Origin of the sequence: Plantactinospora siamensis (assembly GCF_042434095.1) — a bacterium.
Lineage (GTDB): Bacteria > Actinomycetota > Actinomycetes > Mycobacteriales > Micromonosporaceae > KBS50.
In genome coordinates this window covers 63,685-79,708 of record NZ_JBHLUE010000008.1, presented here as the reverse complement: position 1 = coordinate 79,708, position 16,024 = coordinate 63,685, and the positions used below count along the sequence as shown (strand labels likewise).

General features: G+C 72.3%; 19 protein-coding genes. 10 read left to right on the top strand and 9 right to left on the bottom strand.

What is annotated here, in order from left to right:
• Positions 1-2: 2 nt before the first annotated feature.
• Positions 3-563 carry a DUF4190 domain-containing protein gene (locus ACFFHU_RS11275; protein ID WP_377337940.1) on the bottom strand — a complete coding sequence of 187 codons (561 nt, stop codon included), beginning with the start codon at positions 561-563 and terminating at the stop codon, positions 3-5.
• Between the two features lie 155 nt (positions 564-718).
• Between ACFFHU_RS11275 and ACFFHU_RS11270 the strand changes: the two genes are divergently transcribed.
• On the top strand, positions 719-1,636 hold the full coding sequence (locus ACFFHU_RS11270) for an SDR family NAD(P)-dependent oxidoreductase (RefSeq protein ID WP_377337938.1): 918 nt from the start codon (positions 719-721) through the stop codon (positions 1,634-1,636).
• A gap of 227 nt (positions 1,637-1,863) precedes the next feature.
• Here the strand turns inward: ACFFHU_RS11270 and ACFFHU_RS11265 are convergent, their stop codons facing one another.
• The 3 genes from ACFFHU_RS11265 to ACFFHU_RS11255 all read right to left on the bottom strand — a co-directional run bounded on the left by ACFFHU_RS11265 (position 1,864) and on the right by ACFFHU_RS11255 (position 4,650).
• Complete coding sequence (locus tag ACFFHU_RS11265) at positions 1,864-2,883, bottom strand: GAF domain-containing protein (protein WP_377337937.1); 1,020 nt, start codon at positions 2,881-2,883, stop codon at positions 1,864-1,866.
• 9 nt (positions 2,884-2,892) lie between these two features.
• Positions 2,893-3,909, bottom strand: a complete 1,017-nt coding sequence (locus ACFFHU_RS11260; RefSeq protein ID WP_377337935.1) for a helix-turn-helix transcriptional regulator — start codon at positions 3,907-3,909, stop codon at positions 2,893-2,895.
• Positions 3,910-4,107: 198 nt separating this feature from the next.
• Positions 4,108-4,650: a DUF4190 domain-containing protein gene (locus ACFFHU_RS11255; protein WP_377337933.1), complete on the bottom strand. Its 543-nt coding sequence runs from the start codon at positions 4,648-4,650 to the stop codon at positions 4,108-4,110.
• Positions 4,651-4,844: 194 nt separating this feature from the next.
• Between ACFFHU_RS11255 and ACFFHU_RS11250 the strand changes: the two genes are divergently transcribed.
• The 3 genes from ACFFHU_RS11250 (at position 4,845) to ACFFHU_RS11240 (ending at position 6,728) form a co-directional block, all read left to right on the top strand.
• A complete protein-coding gene (locus ACFFHU_RS11250; RefSeq protein ID WP_377337931.1) occupies positions 4,845-6,041 on the top strand; it encodes an acyl-CoA dehydrogenase family protein in 1,197 nt (398 codons plus the stop codon).
• Positions 6,042-6,102: 61 nt separating this feature from the next.
• Positions 6,103-6,357 (top strand): type II toxin-antitoxin system Phd/YefM family antitoxin, encoded by a 255-nt coding sequence (locus ACFFHU_RS11245; protein WP_377337929.1) that lies wholly within the window; start codon positions 6,103-6,105, stop codon positions 6,355-6,357.
• Positions 6,354-6,728 (top strand): type II toxin-antitoxin system VapC family toxin, encoded by a 375-nt coding sequence (locus ACFFHU_RS11240; protein ID WP_377337928.1) that lies wholly within the window; start codon positions 6,354-6,356, stop codon positions 6,726-6,728. The genes ACFFHU_RS11245 and ACFFHU_RS11240 overlap by 4 nt, the downstream gene beginning before the upstream one ends.
• 55 nt (positions 6,729-6,783) lie before the next feature.
• On the opposite strand, the gene ACFFHU_RS11235 is transcribed toward ACFFHU_RS11240, so the two are convergent.
• From ACFFHU_RS11235 to trxA, 5 genes are all read right to left on the bottom strand, one after another.
• Positions 6,784-7,191, bottom strand: a complete 408-nt coding sequence (locus tag ACFFHU_RS11235) for a CoA-binding protein (RefSeq protein WP_377337926.1) — start codon at positions 7,189-7,191, stop codon at positions 6,784-6,786.
• Positions 7,191-8,528 (bottom strand): class I SAM-dependent methyltransferase, encoded by a 1,338-nt coding sequence (locus ACFFHU_RS11230; RefSeq protein ID WP_377337924.1) that lies wholly within the window; start codon positions 8,526-8,528, stop codon positions 7,191-7,193. The genes ACFFHU_RS11235 and ACFFHU_RS11230 overlap by 1 nt, the downstream gene beginning before the upstream one ends.
• The gene (locus ACFFHU_RS11225; protein ID WP_377338254.1) at positions 8,525-9,907 is read right to left on the bottom strand and encodes an FAD-binding oxidoreductase; all 1,383 of its coding nucleotides are present in this window, start codon (positions 9,905-9,907) and stop codon (positions 8,525-8,527) included. The genes ACFFHU_RS11230 and ACFFHU_RS11225 overlap by 4 nt, the downstream gene beginning before the upstream one ends.
• 90 nt (positions 9,908-9,997) lie before the next feature.
• The gene (locus tag ACFFHU_RS11220; RefSeq protein WP_377337922.1) at positions 9,998-11,170 is read right to left on the bottom strand and encodes an Rv2578c family radical SAM protein; all 1,173 of its coding nucleotides are present in this window, start codon (positions 11,168-11,170) and stop codon (positions 9,998-10,000) included.
• Positions 11,171-11,269: 99 nt separating this feature from the next.
• The gene (gene trxA, locus ACFFHU_RS11215; RefSeq protein WP_377337920.1) at positions 11,270-11,632 is read right to left on the bottom strand and encodes a thioredoxin; all 363 of its coding nucleotides are present in this window, start codon (positions 11,630-11,632) and stop codon (positions 11,270-11,272) included.
• A 571-nt stretch (positions 11,633-12,203) separates the two neighbouring features.
• On the opposite strand from trxA, the gene ACFFHU_RS11210 reads away from it, so the two are divergent.
• The 6 genes from ACFFHU_RS11210 to ACFFHU_RS11185 all read left to right on the top strand — a co-directional run bounded on the left by ACFFHU_RS11210 (position 12,204) and on the right by ACFFHU_RS11185 (position 15,942).
• Positions 12,204-12,725 carry a MaoC family dehydratase gene (locus ACFFHU_RS11210; protein ID WP_377337918.1) on the top strand — a complete coding sequence of 174 codons (522 nt, stop codon included), beginning with the start codon at positions 12,204-12,206 and terminating at the stop codon, positions 12,723-12,725.
• A 68-nt stretch (positions 12,726-12,793) separates the two neighbouring features.
• Positions 12,794-13,309, top strand: a complete 516-nt coding sequence (locus tag ACFFHU_RS11205; RefSeq protein WP_377337916.1) for a hypothetical protein — start codon at positions 12,794-12,796, stop codon at positions 13,307-13,309.
• 59 nt (positions 13,310-13,368) lie between these two features.
• Positions 13,369-13,995: a TrmH family RNA methyltransferase gene (locus ACFFHU_RS11200; protein WP_377337914.1), complete on the top strand. Its 627-nt coding sequence runs from the start codon at positions 13,369-13,371 to the stop codon at positions 13,993-13,995.
• A 95-nt stretch (positions 13,996-14,090) separates the two neighbouring features.
• Positions 14,091-14,789: a DUF6758 family protein gene (locus ACFFHU_RS11195; RefSeq protein WP_377337912.1), complete on the top strand. Its 699-nt coding sequence runs from the start codon at positions 14,091-14,093 to the stop codon at positions 14,787-14,789.
• 118 nt (positions 14,790-14,907) lie between these two features.
• Positions 14,908-15,066, top strand: coding sequence for a hypothetical protein (locus ACFFHU_RS11190; protein WP_198348085.1), 159 nt, complete (start codon positions 14,908-14,910; stop codon positions 15,064-15,066).
• Between the two features lie 6 nt (positions 15,067-15,072).
• The gene (locus ACFFHU_RS11185) at positions 15,073-15,942 is read left to right on the top strand and encodes a PH domain-containing protein (RefSeq protein ID WP_377337910.1); all 870 of its coding nucleotides are present in this window, start codon (positions 15,073-15,075) and stop codon (positions 15,940-15,942) included.
• Positions 15,943-16,024 lie beyond the last annotated feature (82 nt).

Here is a 16,024-nt window from a genome sequence, read left to right as displayed (position 1 = left end):
GCTCAGTAGCCCGTGTCCGCGGACGAGGTGTCGCCGTTCTTGATGGCGAAGGCGATCGCGATCCCGTAGCCGATCAGCAGCAGGACGAGCAGCCCGGTGAGGATCCAGCCGACGATGATGCCGGTCTTGGCCATCCCCTCGCCGCCCTCGCCGCGCTCGCGGATCTGCTTCATGGCCACGTGGCCGAGGATGGCGCCGACCGGCGCGGTGATGCAGGTGGCCACGCCGACCAGGGCCAGGATCATCGAGACCAGCGCCAGCGTGTTGTTCGGCCGCTGCGCCGGCACGGGCTGGCCGTAGCCGTACGGGTAGCCCGGCGTCGGCCCGGCCGGCTGGCCAGGGTACTGGTAACCGGGGGCGCCGGTCTGGTACCCGGGTGCGCCGGCCGGATATCCGGGCGCGGCGGCTCCGCTCGACGGGTACCCGGGCGCCGCCGGCCCGCTGGCCGGGTACGCCGGTCCCGGCTGGGCCGGCGGGCCGCTGAACTGCCGGGTGGGCTCGGTCGGGTCGGTCCAGCCGCCGGATGGCTGCTCGGAGCCGCCCGGCTGGGAGGGGTAGGTCATCGCTTCATCTCCGGTCCGCGGTAGGTCGTGCGGGCTCAGGGTAATCACCGGGGGAAACGGCCGTACGCCCCGGCGCGGGTCGATCGCCGCACGGCTCGCGCCGCGCGCCCGGGCGGCGCGTTGCTCGCACCGCCGGGACCGGGCAGGATCACGGCATGGCATTCGACGCTCGCGCCGCAGATCGCTCCGGTCGGTCCCCCCGGGACACGACCCGTCCCGCGCTGGCCCGGCGCAGCCGGGGGACCGGTCCGGGCGCGGGCGCCGGCGGTACGGGTCCGGATCTCGACCGGGCCGCCCGCGAGGAGCCGGTGACCCTGCGGCTGGACGGTCGGGTGGCCCTGGTGACCGGCGCCGGCAGCCCGGACGGCATCGGGTACGCGACCGCGCGCCGGCTGCGGGACCTGGGCGCGCGGGTGGCCATCGTGTCCACCACCCGCCGGATCCATGAGCGCGCCACCGAGCTGGGCGTCACCGGCTTCGTGGCCGATCTGACCGACGAGGCGGAGGTGGCGGCGCTGGCCGACGCCATCGCCGACCAGCTCGACGAGGTGGAGGTGCTGGTCAACAACGCCGGGCTGGCCAGCCGGGCGAGCCCGGAGGTGCTGCGGCCGGTGGCCCAGCTCAGCTACGACGAGTGGCACCGGGAGATCGAGCGCAACCTGTCGACCGCGTTCCTGTGCAGCCGCGCCTTCATCGGCGGCATGGCCGAGCGGGGCTGGGGCCGGATCGTCAACCTGGCGGCCACCTCAGGTCCGGTGAACGCGCTGCCCACCGAGGCCGCGTACGCCGCCGCCAAGGCCGGGGTGGTGGGCCTGACCCGGGCGCTGGCCATGGAGATGGTGGCCGACGGCGTCACGGTCAACGCCGTGGCGCCCGGCACGATCTACACCGCGGCGTCCACGATGGCCGAACTCAAGCAGGGCCTCGGCACGCCGGTCGGCCGCCCCGGCACCCCGGACGAGGTGGCGGCGGCCATCTGCTTCCTGTGCTCGCCCGCGGCGTCGTACATCACCGGCCAGATGTTGGTGGTGGACGGCGGCAACAGCGTCCGGGAGGCCGAGTTCCGCTACTGACGGCGGAGAGCGCGGCCGACCCACGGCCGGCGCCCCGGCGGCCAGCGTGGCCGGCGGCCCGGCGGACAGCGTGCCCGGCGGCCCGGCGGGCAGGGTGGCCGGCGGCCCGGCGGCCCGGCGGGCAGGGTGGCCGGCGGCCCGGCGGCCCGGCGGCCCGGCGGGCAGGGTGGCCGGCGGCCCGGCGGCCCGGCGGGCAGGGTGGCCGGCGGCCCGGTGGGGACCCGCCGCTATCGGGCCGGATGCCAGGGGATGTAGAGGCCCTCCCGGGCGGCGCGCAGGGCCAGCCCGGTCCGGCTGGTGGCGCCCAGCTTGTCCCGCAGGTTCGCCACCGCGTCCCGGAGTTCGGCGCGGGGGCGGCCGGCCAGGTCGGCCAGCGCCGCGAGGCCGTCGTCGGCGTGCCCGGCGACCAGCTGGCCGAGCAGCTCCAACTCCGGACGGGTGAGCGCGGCGAGGTCCCCCGCGGGGGCCAGTACGAGGACCGCGGCGACCCGGGCCGGCGCCTCCGCCCCGGCGAACGCGGTCACCCGCAGCAGGTGGTCCGGATCGTCCGGCCCGGCCGGCCAGTGGAACACCGCGTGCCGGTGCCCGCCGGCCAGCTCGTGCCGGGCCACCCTGGCCAGGATCGACCCGGGATCGAGCAGGCGGTGACCGGGCAGTCCGGGGAGCGGATGGATCGCGCCGGCGCGGTCGACGACGGCGCCGGCCGAGGCGTTCTGCACGAGCCGGGCCAGCGCCACAGCCGAGCGGATCGGATCCACCGCGGCGGCCATCGCGGGGGAGAGCGCGTTCAACAGGTCTCGCAGGGGCTCGTCCAGCGCCTCGGTGCTGCCCGAGCCGAGCAGCAGCATGCCGATCCGCTCGACCCCGCTGTAGAGCGCGACCCCCAGGCACTGCTGGTAACCGGCCGGCTCGAGGTGCTCGGCCCAGAGCGCGTACTCCATCCGGGGCCGCGGCAGGTCGCGGGTGAGCAGCGCGCGGCGGTACACGTTGTGGCCGACCCCGGCCAGCTCCGCGTACCAGAACTCGCTGGCCAGGTGCGCCTCGGTGCCGGAATCGAAGCCGGAGCAGTGCAGGGCGGGCGCGTAGCGCCGCTCGGCCGGATCGAGCAGCGCCAGGTATGCCCCGTCGACCGGGAACAGCTTGCCCACGGTGTCGACCAGCGCCGAGGCCCGCTCGGGGAGCGGCGCGGCCGACCGGCCCACCGCGGCGATATCCCGTACGACCAGGTTGGCCGCCTTGGCATCCATCTCGCCGTCTCAGCGCGTCGGGCTGAGCCGGTAGGGGACGTAGAGCCCGAGTCGCAGGGCGCGGACGGCGGCCAGCGTCCGGGACGTGACCGCGAGCTTGGCCAGGATGTGCTCCAGGTGGGTGGCCACGGTCCGCTCGGTGATGTAGGCGTGCCGGGCGATCCGCGCGTTGGTCCACCCCTCGATCACCAGGCCGAGCATCTCCAGCTCGCGCGGGGTGAGCCCGTGCAGGTCGCCCGAGGGCGACACCAGCACCACCGCCTGGAGGTGCCGCGGTACGTCGGACGGGCAGGCCAGCACCGTGACTCGGACGTGGACCGGTCCGTCCGGCGCGAGGAACGGCACGTGCGTCTGCCCGGCGTCGAGCACCGCGGCCGCCACCGCCAGCACCGGGGAGCCGGGCCGCAGCAGCGGGTCCTCGACCGACAGCCCGGGCAGGGCGACCACGTGGCCGGAGCGGGTGAGCAGGACACCCGCCCGGGCGTCGGTCACCATCCGGGCCAGCGCCCCGACCGACCGCATCGGGTCGATGGCGTTCGCGATCAACGGGACCAGCGTGCCGATGAAGTCGCGGGTGGCGTCGTCGGGTCCCCGAGGGTCGTCGGTGAGCAGGCTGAGCAGCCCGAGATGCCGCCCGTCCGGGGCGAACAGGGTGACGCCCACGCCCTCGCGGAAGCCGGCCGGTTCCAGGTAGTCCGCCCACACCCGCAGTTCGCCGCGCGGCACCGGCAGGTCGCGGACGCACATTGGCGGTCGGTTGCGGTCCATGCCCGCGATCTCGATGTCGGCGTAGAAGGCGGGTTGGTGAAAGTAGTCGCGGATCCGGTCGGAACAGCCGATCATGCGCAGCGTCTCGAACTCCCGCCGGTCGCTGTCGAGGATCGCGAGATCGGCGCCGCTGTACGGAACGAGCCGGTGCAGCTCGCCCAGCATGGCGTCCACCCGGTCGGCCACCGGGGCCGACGCCGAGGCGATCTGCGCGAGTTCGGCGGCCACGGAGGTGGCCTCGGACGGAGGATCTGCCATGGGCTTCCTACGGATCTCCGGCCGGCTGCCGGGGCGGAATCGGTGGTCCTGCCGATCGACGCCCCGGGCCCGGTCGGTGTCTGCTTGATGAGTACAACCTGCCGCGGCCGGTCCGCCGCCCGCCGTGGCGGATTTCCGACAGTGCGGCCGCGGCCGGTGGGGGACGCACACGCTCCCGTGCGTCCCCCACCTCCGGCGTCAGTACGACCCGCCGTTGTTGTTCGTGGCCCAGAGCAGCACGCCGATCCAGGCGCAGCAGCCGGCCAGGTAGAGCACCGTGAAGAGGTAGCTGAGCACCAGTCCCCAATTCGCCAGCTGCTCACCCTGCTCCCGGGTTTCCCGGATCTGCTTCTTGGCCAGGTGGCCCAGCACGATGCCGGCGGGTGCGAAGACGAAGGCGAAGACCAGCGACAGGATCGCCATCGTGTTGGTGTTCGGGTTGCCCGGGTAGCCGGGATGGCCGCCCGGCGGCCCCGGGTACCCCGGTCCTGGGCCCAGGCCGGGAACGGGTCCGCCGCCCGGTCCGGGGCCCGCGCCCGGTCCGGGCCCGCCGCCGGGCCAGGGTCCGCCGCCGGCGCCGGGAGCGCCGGGATGCTGCCCGTACGGCCCCGGGCCGGGCTGGTACTCGGGCTGGTCGTGCTGGCCGTACCGGCCGTACGGATTGGTGGGATCGTCGGGCGGCAGCGCTGCCGGGGCCGGTTCCTCGGGTTCCAGGGACTCACCCGGTGGTGGATGTGTCATCGGATCTCCTCCGCACGGCCGGCCGCCCTCCTGCCGACGACGCTAGCGGCCGGTGAACCATTTCACAGCGGATGTGTGGACTCGTGACCTGGCGCGGGCCCGGAGCGGCGGTCGATACTGACCGAACGTTCGGTTACTCGTCGGTAGCCAGCGGTCCAGCGGACCCCGATCGGACGGCCCACCGGAGGCGGACCATGGCCAGACTCGCGCAGACCCCCGGCCTCACGGATGTGCAGCGGTCGATCCTGGAGACCGTCCGGGAGTTCGTCAACAAGGAGATCATCCCGCACGCCCAGCGGCTGGAGCACGCCGACGAGTACCCCGCCGACATCCTCGAGGGGATGAAGGAGCTGGGGCTGTTCGGCCTCACGATCGCCGAGGAGTACGGCGGCCTGGGCGAGTCACTCCTCACGTACGCGCTGGTGGTGGAGGAGCTGTCCCGGGGCTGGATGTCGATCTCGGGCATCGTCAACACCCACTTCATCGTCGCGTACCTGATCTCCCGGCACGGCTCGGCCGAACAGCGCGCCCGGCTGCTGCCGCGGATGGCGACCGGCGAGGCACGCGGCGCGTTCTCCATGTCCGAGCCGGAGTGCGGCTCCGACGTCTCGGCCATCAAGTCCCGGGCGGTCCGGGACGGCGACCGGTTCGTGCTCCACGGCCAGAAGATGTGGCTCACCAACGGGGCGTACTCGTCGGTGGTGGCCACCCTGGTCCGGACCGACGTGGGCGCCGACTCGGTGTACGGCAACATGAGCGCCTTTCTGTTGGAGAAGGAGCCGGGCTTCGGCGAGACGGCGCCCGGGCTGACCATCCCGGGCAGGATCGAAAAGATGGGTTACAAGGGGGTCGAGACCACCGAGATGATTCTCGATGGCGTCACCGTCGAGGACAGCGTGGTCCTGGGCGGTGCCGACAAGGTGGGCCGCGGCTTCTACCAGATGATGGACGGCATCGAGGTCGGCCGGGTGAACGTGGCGGCCCGGGCCTGCGGCATCTCGCTGCGCGCCTTCGAGCTGGCCGTCGCGTACGCGCAGCAGCGCCGCACCTTCGGTCAACCGCTCGCCCGGCACCAGGCCGTGGCGTTCAAGCTGGCCGAGATGGGCACGAAGATCGAGGCGGCGCACGCCCTCATGGTCAACGCCGCCCGGGGAAAGGACGCCGGCCAGCGCAACGACGTGGCGGCCGGGATGGCCAAGCTGCTCGCCTCCGAATACTGCGCCGAGGTGGTCCAGGAGGCGTTCCGGATCCACGGCGGCTACGGCTACTCCACCGAGTACGAGATCGAGCGGCTGATGCGGGAGGCGCCGTTCCTGCTCATCGGCGAGGGCACCTCGGAGATCCAGAAGACGATCATCTCCCGCGGCCTGCTCAAGGAGTACCAGCTCTGACGAAGGCATGGAGACGTCAAACCCTGCGGGCTAAGCTGTTAGCTAACCCGAGGAGGTCGTGATGTCTGCGGAGGCCGCGCACTACAACATGCACGACGCCAAGACGCATCTCTCGCGCATCATCGAGCGGGTGGAGCGCGGCGAGGAGATCATCATCGACCGGGCGGGCACCCCGGTGGCGAAGGTCGTGCCGCTGGTACGTCGGGCCAATCGGACCGCCGTGGGTTCGCTCGCAGGTCAGCTGGACCTGTCTGGCGACTGGGACTCGCCGCAGACCAACGCCGAGATCGCCGCCGATTTCGGCGTCGCCGGATGAGCCTGCTGCTGGACACCCATGTCGTGCTGTGGGCCATCACCGGCGACGCCACCCTCGGCGAGGACTTCCTCGACCGGTTGCGGCACGACCCGGAGATTTTCCTCTCCCCGGTGAGCCTGTGGGAGATCACCATCAAGCAGACCGCCGGGAAGCTCGACGGGCCAGCCGACCTTGCCGAACGGGTGCGGGACATGGGCTTTCGTGAGTTGCCCGTGACCAGCGCCCACGCCATCGCCGCCGGCCGTCTGCCACCGCACCACCGCGACCCGTTCGACCGGATGCTGGTGGCCCAGGCGATCACGGAGGGCCTGACGCTGGTCTCCCGGGACGCGTCGATCGCGCGGTACGGCGTGGACCTGCTCAGGGTCTGACCCGTTAAGAGGGGCCCCCTGCTATGCAGAAAGCGATAACAGGGGGCCCTTCCTTTCAGCCGAGCCGGGTTAGGCCGCCGGCCGCGCGCTCGATGACGAGGCACCTGTCCTCGACGTACTCGATCCCGGCCTCCTCGGCGATCCGCCGGGCCTCCGCCGAGACGATGCCGAGCTGCAGCCAGACCGCCGGCGCGCCGATGGCGACCGCCTGCCGGACCACCTCGACCGCGTCGGCGGCCGGCCGGAACACGTCCACCAGGTCCACCGGGTGCGGGATGTCGGCCAGCGAGCCGTACACCCGCTCACCGAACAGCTCCTCGGCCATCGGGTTCACCGGGATGATCCGCCAGCCGTACCGCTGCATCTGGGCCGGCACGGTGTGCGCCGGCTTGCGCGGATCCCGGGAGGCACCCACCACGGCGATGGTGGCCGCCCCGGCCAGGATCCGCTGGGCGTCCCGCATCAGGCCGTCCAGTCGGGCCGGAGCGGATAGCTCGACTCGCCGCGCGGCCCGGTCTTGGTCCCGAGCACCTGGTGCAGCTGGATCTCGTTCCGCTCGAACGCGAGCCGCGAACCGGCCATGTAGAGGCCCCAGACCCGGGCCCGGGCCGCGCCCGCGTCGGCCACGCAGGCGTCCCAGTTCGCCACGAGGTTCCGGCACCAGCCGGTCAGCGTCAGCGCGTAGTGCTGCCGCAGGTTCTCCTCGTGGTGCACCTCGAAGCCGGCGTTGTTCATCTCGGTGATCAGCCGCCCCGGCCCGGCCAGCTCGCCGTCCGGGAAGACGTACCGGTCGATGAACGCGCCGGGGTTGACCGGCATCCGGTTGTCGGCCCGGGTGATGCAGTGGTTGAGCAGCCGGCCGTCGGGCCGAAGCCGGTCCAGCAGCGCGCCGAAGTATGCCGGGTAGTTGCGCACCCCGATGTGCTCGGTGAGCCCGATCGAGCTGACCGCGTCGAAGTGCTCCCGCGGCGCGTCCCGGTAGTCCATGTGCCGCACCTCGGCCAGGTCGGACAGGCCCTCCCGCTCGATGGCCGCCTGCGCCCACTCCGCCTGGGCCCGGGACAGCGTCACGCCGAGCGCCTTGACGCCGTACTCCCGGGCGGCGTGCCGGACCATGCCGCCCCAGCCGCAGCCGACGTCCAGCAGCCGCATCCCCGGCTTGAGCGCGAGCTTGCCGGCCACCAGGTCGTACTTGTTGGCCTGCGCCTGCTCGAGGCTGTCCGTGGGGTCCCGGAACACCGCGCAGGTGTACGTCATGGACGGGCCGAGCACCTTCTCGTAGAAGGAGTTCGACACGTCGTAGTGGTGCTGGATGGCGCTCGAGTCGCGGGTCCGGGAATGCCGCAGGCCCGACACCACCCGGCGCCACCGCGGGGTGGCCTCCAGCGGCGGAACGGGCGGCGGCCGCAGCCGTTCCCAGCCGAGGCCGCGGACCAGCGACACCGCCTCGGCCACCGCCGGCGGCTTGAGCCGGAGCCCGTCCTTGAGCACCCGCAGCGCCTCGTACGGGTCGCCCGGGTGCACCCCGCCGACCGCGAGGTCACCCGACACGTAGGCGCGGGCCAGGCCCAGGTCGCCGGGCGCGGTGAGCAGGTAGGACAGGCCGCGTTCGGTGCGGATGTTGAGGCTGATGGGCGCGTCGGCCGGGCCGATGTCGCTGCCGTCGTACGCGGTGACCCGGACCGGCAGCTCGCCGCGGGTGACCGCGCGGACGATCGACGCCACGGTGGGCGTGGACCGGCCCGGCGGCGGCGGCGCGGCCGGGCCGGTGGTGTCGGTGTTCCGTTCGGTGATGCTCATCGTCGATCAACCGCCTTTTCATACAGACCCGTCAGCCGATGATCCGGGTCGTAACGGTCCTTTACCGCCCGGTACGCCGGGCCGCCGTACAACCGGTCGAAGGTCTCCCGGTCGTAGTACGCATCGGAGTACAGCGACTTGTGCCCACCCGTCTCGGACACTGCCCGTTCCACCGCGCGGTTGACGTCCCCGTCGGCGGCGCCCGGGCTGATGGGCACCGTCCCCCAGAAGCCGATGTTCACATACAGCTCGCCGGGTCGCAGGGGATATAGCGGCCAGGTCCGGGCCGATCCGGGACCCGCCGGTTCGCGCAGCCGCAGCGGACAGAGCCAGACCGGCGACATCGGCACATTCCGGTCGAACCAGCGGAGGAACTCGGCGGTCCGGTCGAGCGGGATCTCCACGTCCTGCACGACCCGCTCGCTGGCCGGGCGGCCCCGCCAGCGGTCCAGTCGGGCGGCCACGCCGTACCGCTGCTCGAGCCGGACCAGCCGGTGGTAGACGTCGCTGCGCCGGTACCGCGCCGGCCACACCCGGCGGACCGCGGGGTTCTGCACCCCGAAGGCCCGCGAGCACCAGAACCAGTCGGTGTCCCAGCGCCAGAGGTAGTCGTACGCGGTCAGCGCGTCGGAGGTGCGCCGCGGCAGCGAGCGGTAGTAGATCTCCGGGCCGGTGTAGTCGCTCACCGCCGGCGCGTCGTCGGTGAAGCTCCCGAGCACCAGGTACGCCTCGCCCGGGCTGAACATCACGCCGTCCATGGCGTCGACCGGTTGGCCCTCCCACTCCCCGGTGGCGGTGACCGTGCCGATGGCCTCGACCAGCGCGTCGAGGTCGGTGAATCGCACGTTGCGCAGCCCCATGAACCGGCGTACCGGCTGCAACTCGATCCGCAGCCGGGTGGCGTAGCCGAGGCTGCCCATCGAGTTGGGGAAGGCCGCGAACAGCTCGGCGTGCTCGCCCTCGGGGCGCACCGTGAGCAGCTCACCGGCGCCGGTGAACACGTCCATCTCCAGCACCGACTCGTGCGGGAGCCCGTTGCGGAACGAGGTCGACTCGATGCCCAGGCCGGTGACGGCGCCGCCGAGCGTGATCGTGCGCAGCTGCGGCACGACCAGCGGCATGAGGCCGTGCGGCAGGGTGGCGTCGACCAGGTCCTCATAGGTGCACATGCCCTGCACGTCGGCGGTCCGCGCGTCCGGGTCCACGGCCAGCACGCCGGTGAGCCCGGTGACATCCAGCCCGGGCACCCGGACCGGCGTCCGCGGCCGGAACAGATTGGACGTCCGCTTGGCCAGCCGGACCGGCTCGCCCGGCGGCACCGCCGAATACGACCGGCGCAGCGCCGCCACGGCCGCGTCGTGGTCTCCGGACCGTTGCACCCGTACCGAGGTCACGTGGTCAACTTACGCGCCCCGGACCGTGCGCGGGGGCCACGTGTGACGGGTCACCCAGGACACCGCCGCGGCACGTTACAGCAGCGAGAGCTGCTCGCCCGGGGCGACGGATCCGGGTCCGGTCCGGCGGCGTCCACCGATCCCGGCCGGGCCGCGCTCCGCGCCGGTCCCGGCCCGGTCGCGTGCCGCGGCGGTGTCGGCGCGGCGATGCTCCCCGGTCTCGGCCCGGTCGCGTGCGGCGGCGGTGTCGGCCCGGCGGTGCTCCCCGGTCTCGGCCCGGTACAGGCCGTGCCGGCGCGCGGCCATCCGGACCCGCGCGGTCACCTCCCGCTGGTACGCCTGCGGCGAGTACGAACCGGCGCCGAACAGCTCCCGATACCGGGGCACCAGCGCGGGGTGCTCCCGGGTCAACCAGGCGGCGTACCACTGGCGAGCCCCGGGTCGCAGGTGCAGCGGCAGCGGCGTCACGCTCGCCGCGCCCGCCGCCGCGACGGCCGCCATGGTGGCCTCGATCGAGGGGCCGTCGTCGGTCAGCCCGGGCAAAATCGGCGCCATCAGCACTCCGACGGCGAAGCCGGCGTCGCTGAGCGCCCGGACCGCGTCCAGCCGGCGGCTCGGGCTCGGCGTGCCCGGTTCCACGGAGCGCCACAGCGCCTCGTCGACGAAGCCCACCGAGACGGAGAGGCCCACCTCGGTCACCTCGGCGGCCTGCCGGAGCAGCGGCAGGTCGCGCAGGATCAGCGTGCCCTTGGTGAGGATCGAGAACGGGTTGGCGAAGTCGCGCAGCGCCGAGATGATCTCGGGCATCAGCCGGTAGCGCCCCTCGGCCCGCTGGTAACAGTCGACGTTGGTGCCCATGGCGATGTGCGCGCCGGGCCACCGGGGGGCGGCCAGCTCACGCCGGACCAGCTCACCGGCGTTGACCTTGACGACGACCCGGCTGTCGAAGTCCCGCCCGGCGTCGAAGTCGAGGTAGGTGTGGGTGTTGCGGGCAAAACAGTAGCTGCAGGCATGCGTGCAGCCCCGGTAGGGGTTGATCGTGTACTGGAACGGCACGCGGGAGGCGCCGGGCACCCGGTTGATGATCGACTTGGCGCGTACCTCGTAGAAGGTCATCCCGGCGAAGGCCGGGGTGTCGAAGGTGCGCGTCACCGCGCCGGGCAGCGCCAGCGGCAGGGGTGGAGCCGCTGGCGCCGCGTCCATGGCCGGCCGATCGTCGCCCCCGGCCGACAGGTTGTCCCAGCGCACGGTGCCATTCGAACATGCGTACGACGGTGCGGCAAGTCGACCCACGGAACGGCAACGGCCGGACCCCGCGAGGGTCCGGCCGCTGTGAATGGTCGTGGCTCAGTGCTGATGGCCGGCGAGCTGGGTCCGCACCTCGTCCATGTCCAGCGCCTGAACCTGCTCGATGAGCGACTCCAGGGCCGACTCGGGCAGCGCGCCCGGCTGGGCAAAGACGATGACGCCATCCCGAACGGCCATGATCGTCGGGATCGACCGGATGTCGAACTTCGCCGCCAGGTCCTGCTGGGCCTCGGTGTCCACCTTGCCGAAGGTGATGTCCTGGTGCTTTTCGGACGAGCGCTCGTAAATCGGAGCGAACCGCAGACACGGACCGCACCAGCTCGCCCAGAAGTCCACCAGCACGATGCCGTCCTGGCCCGTCACCTCGTCGAAGTTGGTCGAGGTCAGCTCAACGGTCGCCATTGAAGTCTCCGATCTGAGTGGCTCACGTACATCTGGAAGAACTCGGCCAGTCCCTCGGGAATTCCCGTGCCCCGGTGAGCCGAAACGCCCGGCGGCCGGCGACCGGCAGGTGGCGACCGTCGATGGATTTGATCGACTTGCGGTCCGTGACGACCATGATCAGGCCACCACCGTTAGTGATGGGAGCGTGCCCACGGTGTCATCGGCGTCCCATTCATACTTATCGGTAACTTGCCCTCGGACGTGGGCGGATGGCGTTAGTGACGGTCGGTTACGGCTCTCCGCCGATTCACGGAACGTGAGGTAACAAATTAATAACTGTGACCTCCGTCTCGGGTCCGACTCTTTCTGTTCGGGTGCCGCTGGGGCAGAATCTTTTCCATCAAGCGTGGGCGGCGGGTGCCGGGGAGGGCCCCGCCGCTCATTGCGTCCGCCTCCGGTTGATCCGCATCGCGGAAACCCTCGACGGCCGGTCCGCGGATTCGACCCGCCGATCGCCCCGGACGCGACGCTACTCGTCGGTAGGGCATGCTGAGCCGTACTTCATCGCCGTCCGTCGAAGGGCTCAAGGATGCAGTTCGGCCGCTACTTCGAGGAGTTCGAGGTCGGTGCGGTCTACCGGCACTGGCCGGGCAAGACGGTCACCGAGTACGACGACCACCTCTTCTGCCTGCTCACGATGAATCACCACCCGCTGCACCTGGACGCGCACTACGCCGAGCAGGCCAGCCAGTTCCGCCGCAACGTGGTGGTTGGCAACTACATCTATTCGCTCCTGCTGGGCATGTCCGTGCCCGACGTGAGCGGCCGGGCCATCGCGAACCTCGAGGTCGAGTCGTTGCGGCACGTCGCGCCCACCTTTCACGGCGACACGATCTACGGCGAGACCACCGTGCTGGACAAGCGGGAATCCGGGTCCAAGCCGGACCGGGGCGTGGTCTCCGTGCAGACCCGGGGATTCAACCAGGACGGGACGCTGGTCTGCGTCTTCAAGCGCCGGGTCATGGTGCCGAAGCGCGAGTACGTGATGGCCAACACGCCCGACGGGGTGGACCCGGATCGGCCCAGCTTCCCGCGACCGCTTACCGACTGACGACGGCTCATCCCGGTGGCTGGGGCACATTTCGACCACCGGGACCTATGCTGATTTCGGAGGTCCCGATGAGCCACTCCGCTGCCGGAGAACCGCCGACGGGCCGGCGTGCCGGTCCCGCCGACACCGCGACCTTTGCCGAGGCCGACTGGGGACTGCTGGTCCGGCTGCCGGGCCAGGTGATGGTGGCCGCCGCGTCGGCCGGACCGGACGATCCGCGGTTGATGGTCGGGGAGAGCCTGGCCGGTCTCGAGGGCATCGCCGCCGGCCGGGCCTTCGACAGCGACCTGGTCCGCGCCGTCGTCGCGGCCATCTACGCCGAATCGGCCGACCCGCATCCGCTGGTCGATCGCCGGGACCCGGCCCGGCGGGCCGCCGCGACCCTGTCGGCCTGCCGGCGCGCCGTGGCGATCCTGGCCGAGCACGCCGACCCGGCCGACTCGGCCGCGTACCGGCAGTGGGTGCAGTCGGTGGCCGTCCGGGTGTGCCGGGCCGGCGAGGACGTGGCGCCGGTCGCCCGCCTGGGCCCGGTCCGGCGGACCGGCTTCCTCGGCGAACTCCGCCGCGCCCTGGCGCTGGGCTGACCGCGATGCTGGCCGGGTCGACGGGTCCGGCTGGGACGCGGACCGTACGCTGACCGCTCGTGGAGCCTGCGCAGCCGGAGGTCGGGGTCGGTCCGTGGCCGGGGGAGCCGCCCGCCGATCCGCGGTACGACCCGGAGTTGCTGGCGGCCGGCGACCGGCGCAACGTGGTGGACCGGTACCGCTACTGGCGGCGGGAGGCGATCGTCGCCGACCTGGACGAGCGGCGGCACGGGTTCCACGTGGCGATCGAGAACTGGCAGCACGACCTCAACATCGGGACCGTGGTCCGCAACGCGAACGCGTTCCTGGCGGCCGAGGTGCACATCGTCGGCCGGCGCCGGTGGAACCGCCGGGGCGCCATGGTGACCGACCGCTACCAGCACGTGCGGCACCACGAGACGATCACCGACCTGCTGGCCTGGGCCGCCGCGGCCGGGCTGCCGTTGGTCGGCATCGACAACCTGCCCGGGGCGCGTCCCCTGGAGACGGTGACCCTGCCGCGGCGCTGCGTGCTGCTGTTCGGCCAGGAGGGACCGGGTCTCTCCCAGCCGGCCCGGCGGTCCTGCGACCAGGTCTTCTCCATCGCCCAGTACGGCTCGACCCGGTCGATCAACGCCGGGGTGGCGAGCGGAATCGCCATGCACGCCTGGATCCGCGCGCACGCCGAGGCCCCGCCCGCCGGGTGAACGTCGGTCGTGTCCGCGGGCCTAGGGCTCCCGGAAGATGACCAAAAGAGCCGGTTCGGTTGACGCGGCCGGCCACGGCCGAGACCGTAGAGGCCATGGGTGTTTCAGTGAGTTGCCCCCGCTGTGGTGGACCGGTACGTGAACCGGACCTGATGCATACGGAGTGGCGGTGTCCGGACTGCGGGCCGGTGCCCCCGCTGCACACGGCCGAGCATGTCGGTGCGGAGATCGTGGCGGCGGCGGCCGAGCGGGTCGCGGTCACCGCGGCGCAGGCGGGCCGGCCCGCCGTGCCGCTCTGGTGCCCGTGGCCGCTGCTGCCCGGGTGGACGGTGACCGGCGTGGCGTGGGCGGGCGACGATCGCACCGGGGTACGTGCCGCCGCCGTGGCGTGCAGCGGCCCGGCGCCGCTGGGCGGCGGTCCGGCCGACCTGGTGCTGGTGGCCGAGGAGCCGGGCGTGGGCCTGGGCAACCGGTTCGCCGCACTGTCCGGTCCGGATCCCGGCGCCGAGCTGGCCGACGTGATGACCCAGCCGCCGCCGGGACACGCCGAGGTCACGGCACACGCGAAGATTCGTGCTGGCGGCCACCCAACTCCACTGTGGTCCGTTGGATCCGCGACAGACCGGAGCGCCTACGTCGGTGAAGCTCGGGGAATGTGGCTCTATGCGATAACCTGGCCGGCAAGCGCGGGCTACGTCCTCGCCGACGAGGTCGTCCTGCAGGACCTTGCCGAGTGGACACCGCCCGAGCTCGTGTTCGGGGCGCCCTGTCCCTACCTGCACGGCAAGGCCTGATCGGGGCTTGCGCCGGTGCCGTAGGGCATGGGTAGTCTGTTCACTGTTAGGCGTCTGACTGACACTCTCGGTATCGCTGCGGTGCCGGTGCGGAGCCGCACGGAGGGGATGGCCCGTCATGGTCAAGAAGGTTCTCACCTGGCTTGGGGTCGCATTTCTCATCTTCTTCGTCGCCTTCCGACCGAACTCGGCGGCCGACGTCTTCAAGTCGCTCGGCGGTGGCCTGGTCGACATCGCCTCCGGGTTCGGCGAGTTCTTCAGCAACCTCGTCGCGTAGCGCCCCATGACCACCCCGCCGGGCCCGCCACCTCTCGATCCCGAAGACGACGATCGCTTCCGGCGTGAGCGGGACACCGAACCGATCCCGCGGATCCGACCGGAGGACGGGCCGCCGCCCGACGATGGCCCGTACCCGGGATCCTCGCCCTATCCGGAGGCCGCGGGCTACGGCGCGGCGGGCTCCGGCGCCTGGGGGTCGGAGGGCTACCGGGACGAGGAGGGCTACCGCTCGGCGCCGCGGATCACCGAGGACGAGCTGGCCGGTCTCCGGGTGGACGCCTCGGGCATGCCGCTGGGCACCCGGCGCGTCCTGCCGCTGGAGGACGAGCCGACCCCGCTGGTGGCCCGCTATCTCTTCCCCACCGAGCGGTACCGCGGCGAGTGGAAGCGGCACTGGGTGCACCTGGCCACGCCGCTGGTGGTCGGCATCCTGGCCACCTTCATCCTCGGCTACCTTTCCGGGTTCCTCGCCGGCCAGAACGTCGGCGCGCTGACCACGGTGGCGGTGATCCTCTGGTTTGTCGTGATCGGCTGGGTGGCCTGGCGGGTGGCCGACTGGTATCACGACCGCTTCATCCTCACCAACAAGCGGGTGATGGTGGTCAACGGCATCGTCACCCGGCACGTGGCGATGATGCCGCTGGCCCGGGTCACCGACATGAAGTACGAGCAGTCCCCGCTGGGCCGGACCCTCAACTACGGCACGTTCGTGCTGGAGTCGGCCGGCCAGGAGCAGGCGTTGCGCGAGGTCAAGCACCTGCCCAACCCCAACGAGCTCTACCTGCGGGTGGTCGAGGAGATGTACGAGCCGCAGGCGGTCGAGGCGCGGCTGGGCAAGGAGGCCGACGAGGCCAAGGCGGACGACGGCGCCTGACCGGGCCGCGGTCGCGGCTGCGCGGTTCTGTCCAAACATCGACGATTCCGCACCGAAGCGCCATGGACCTTGTGCGCCCGCT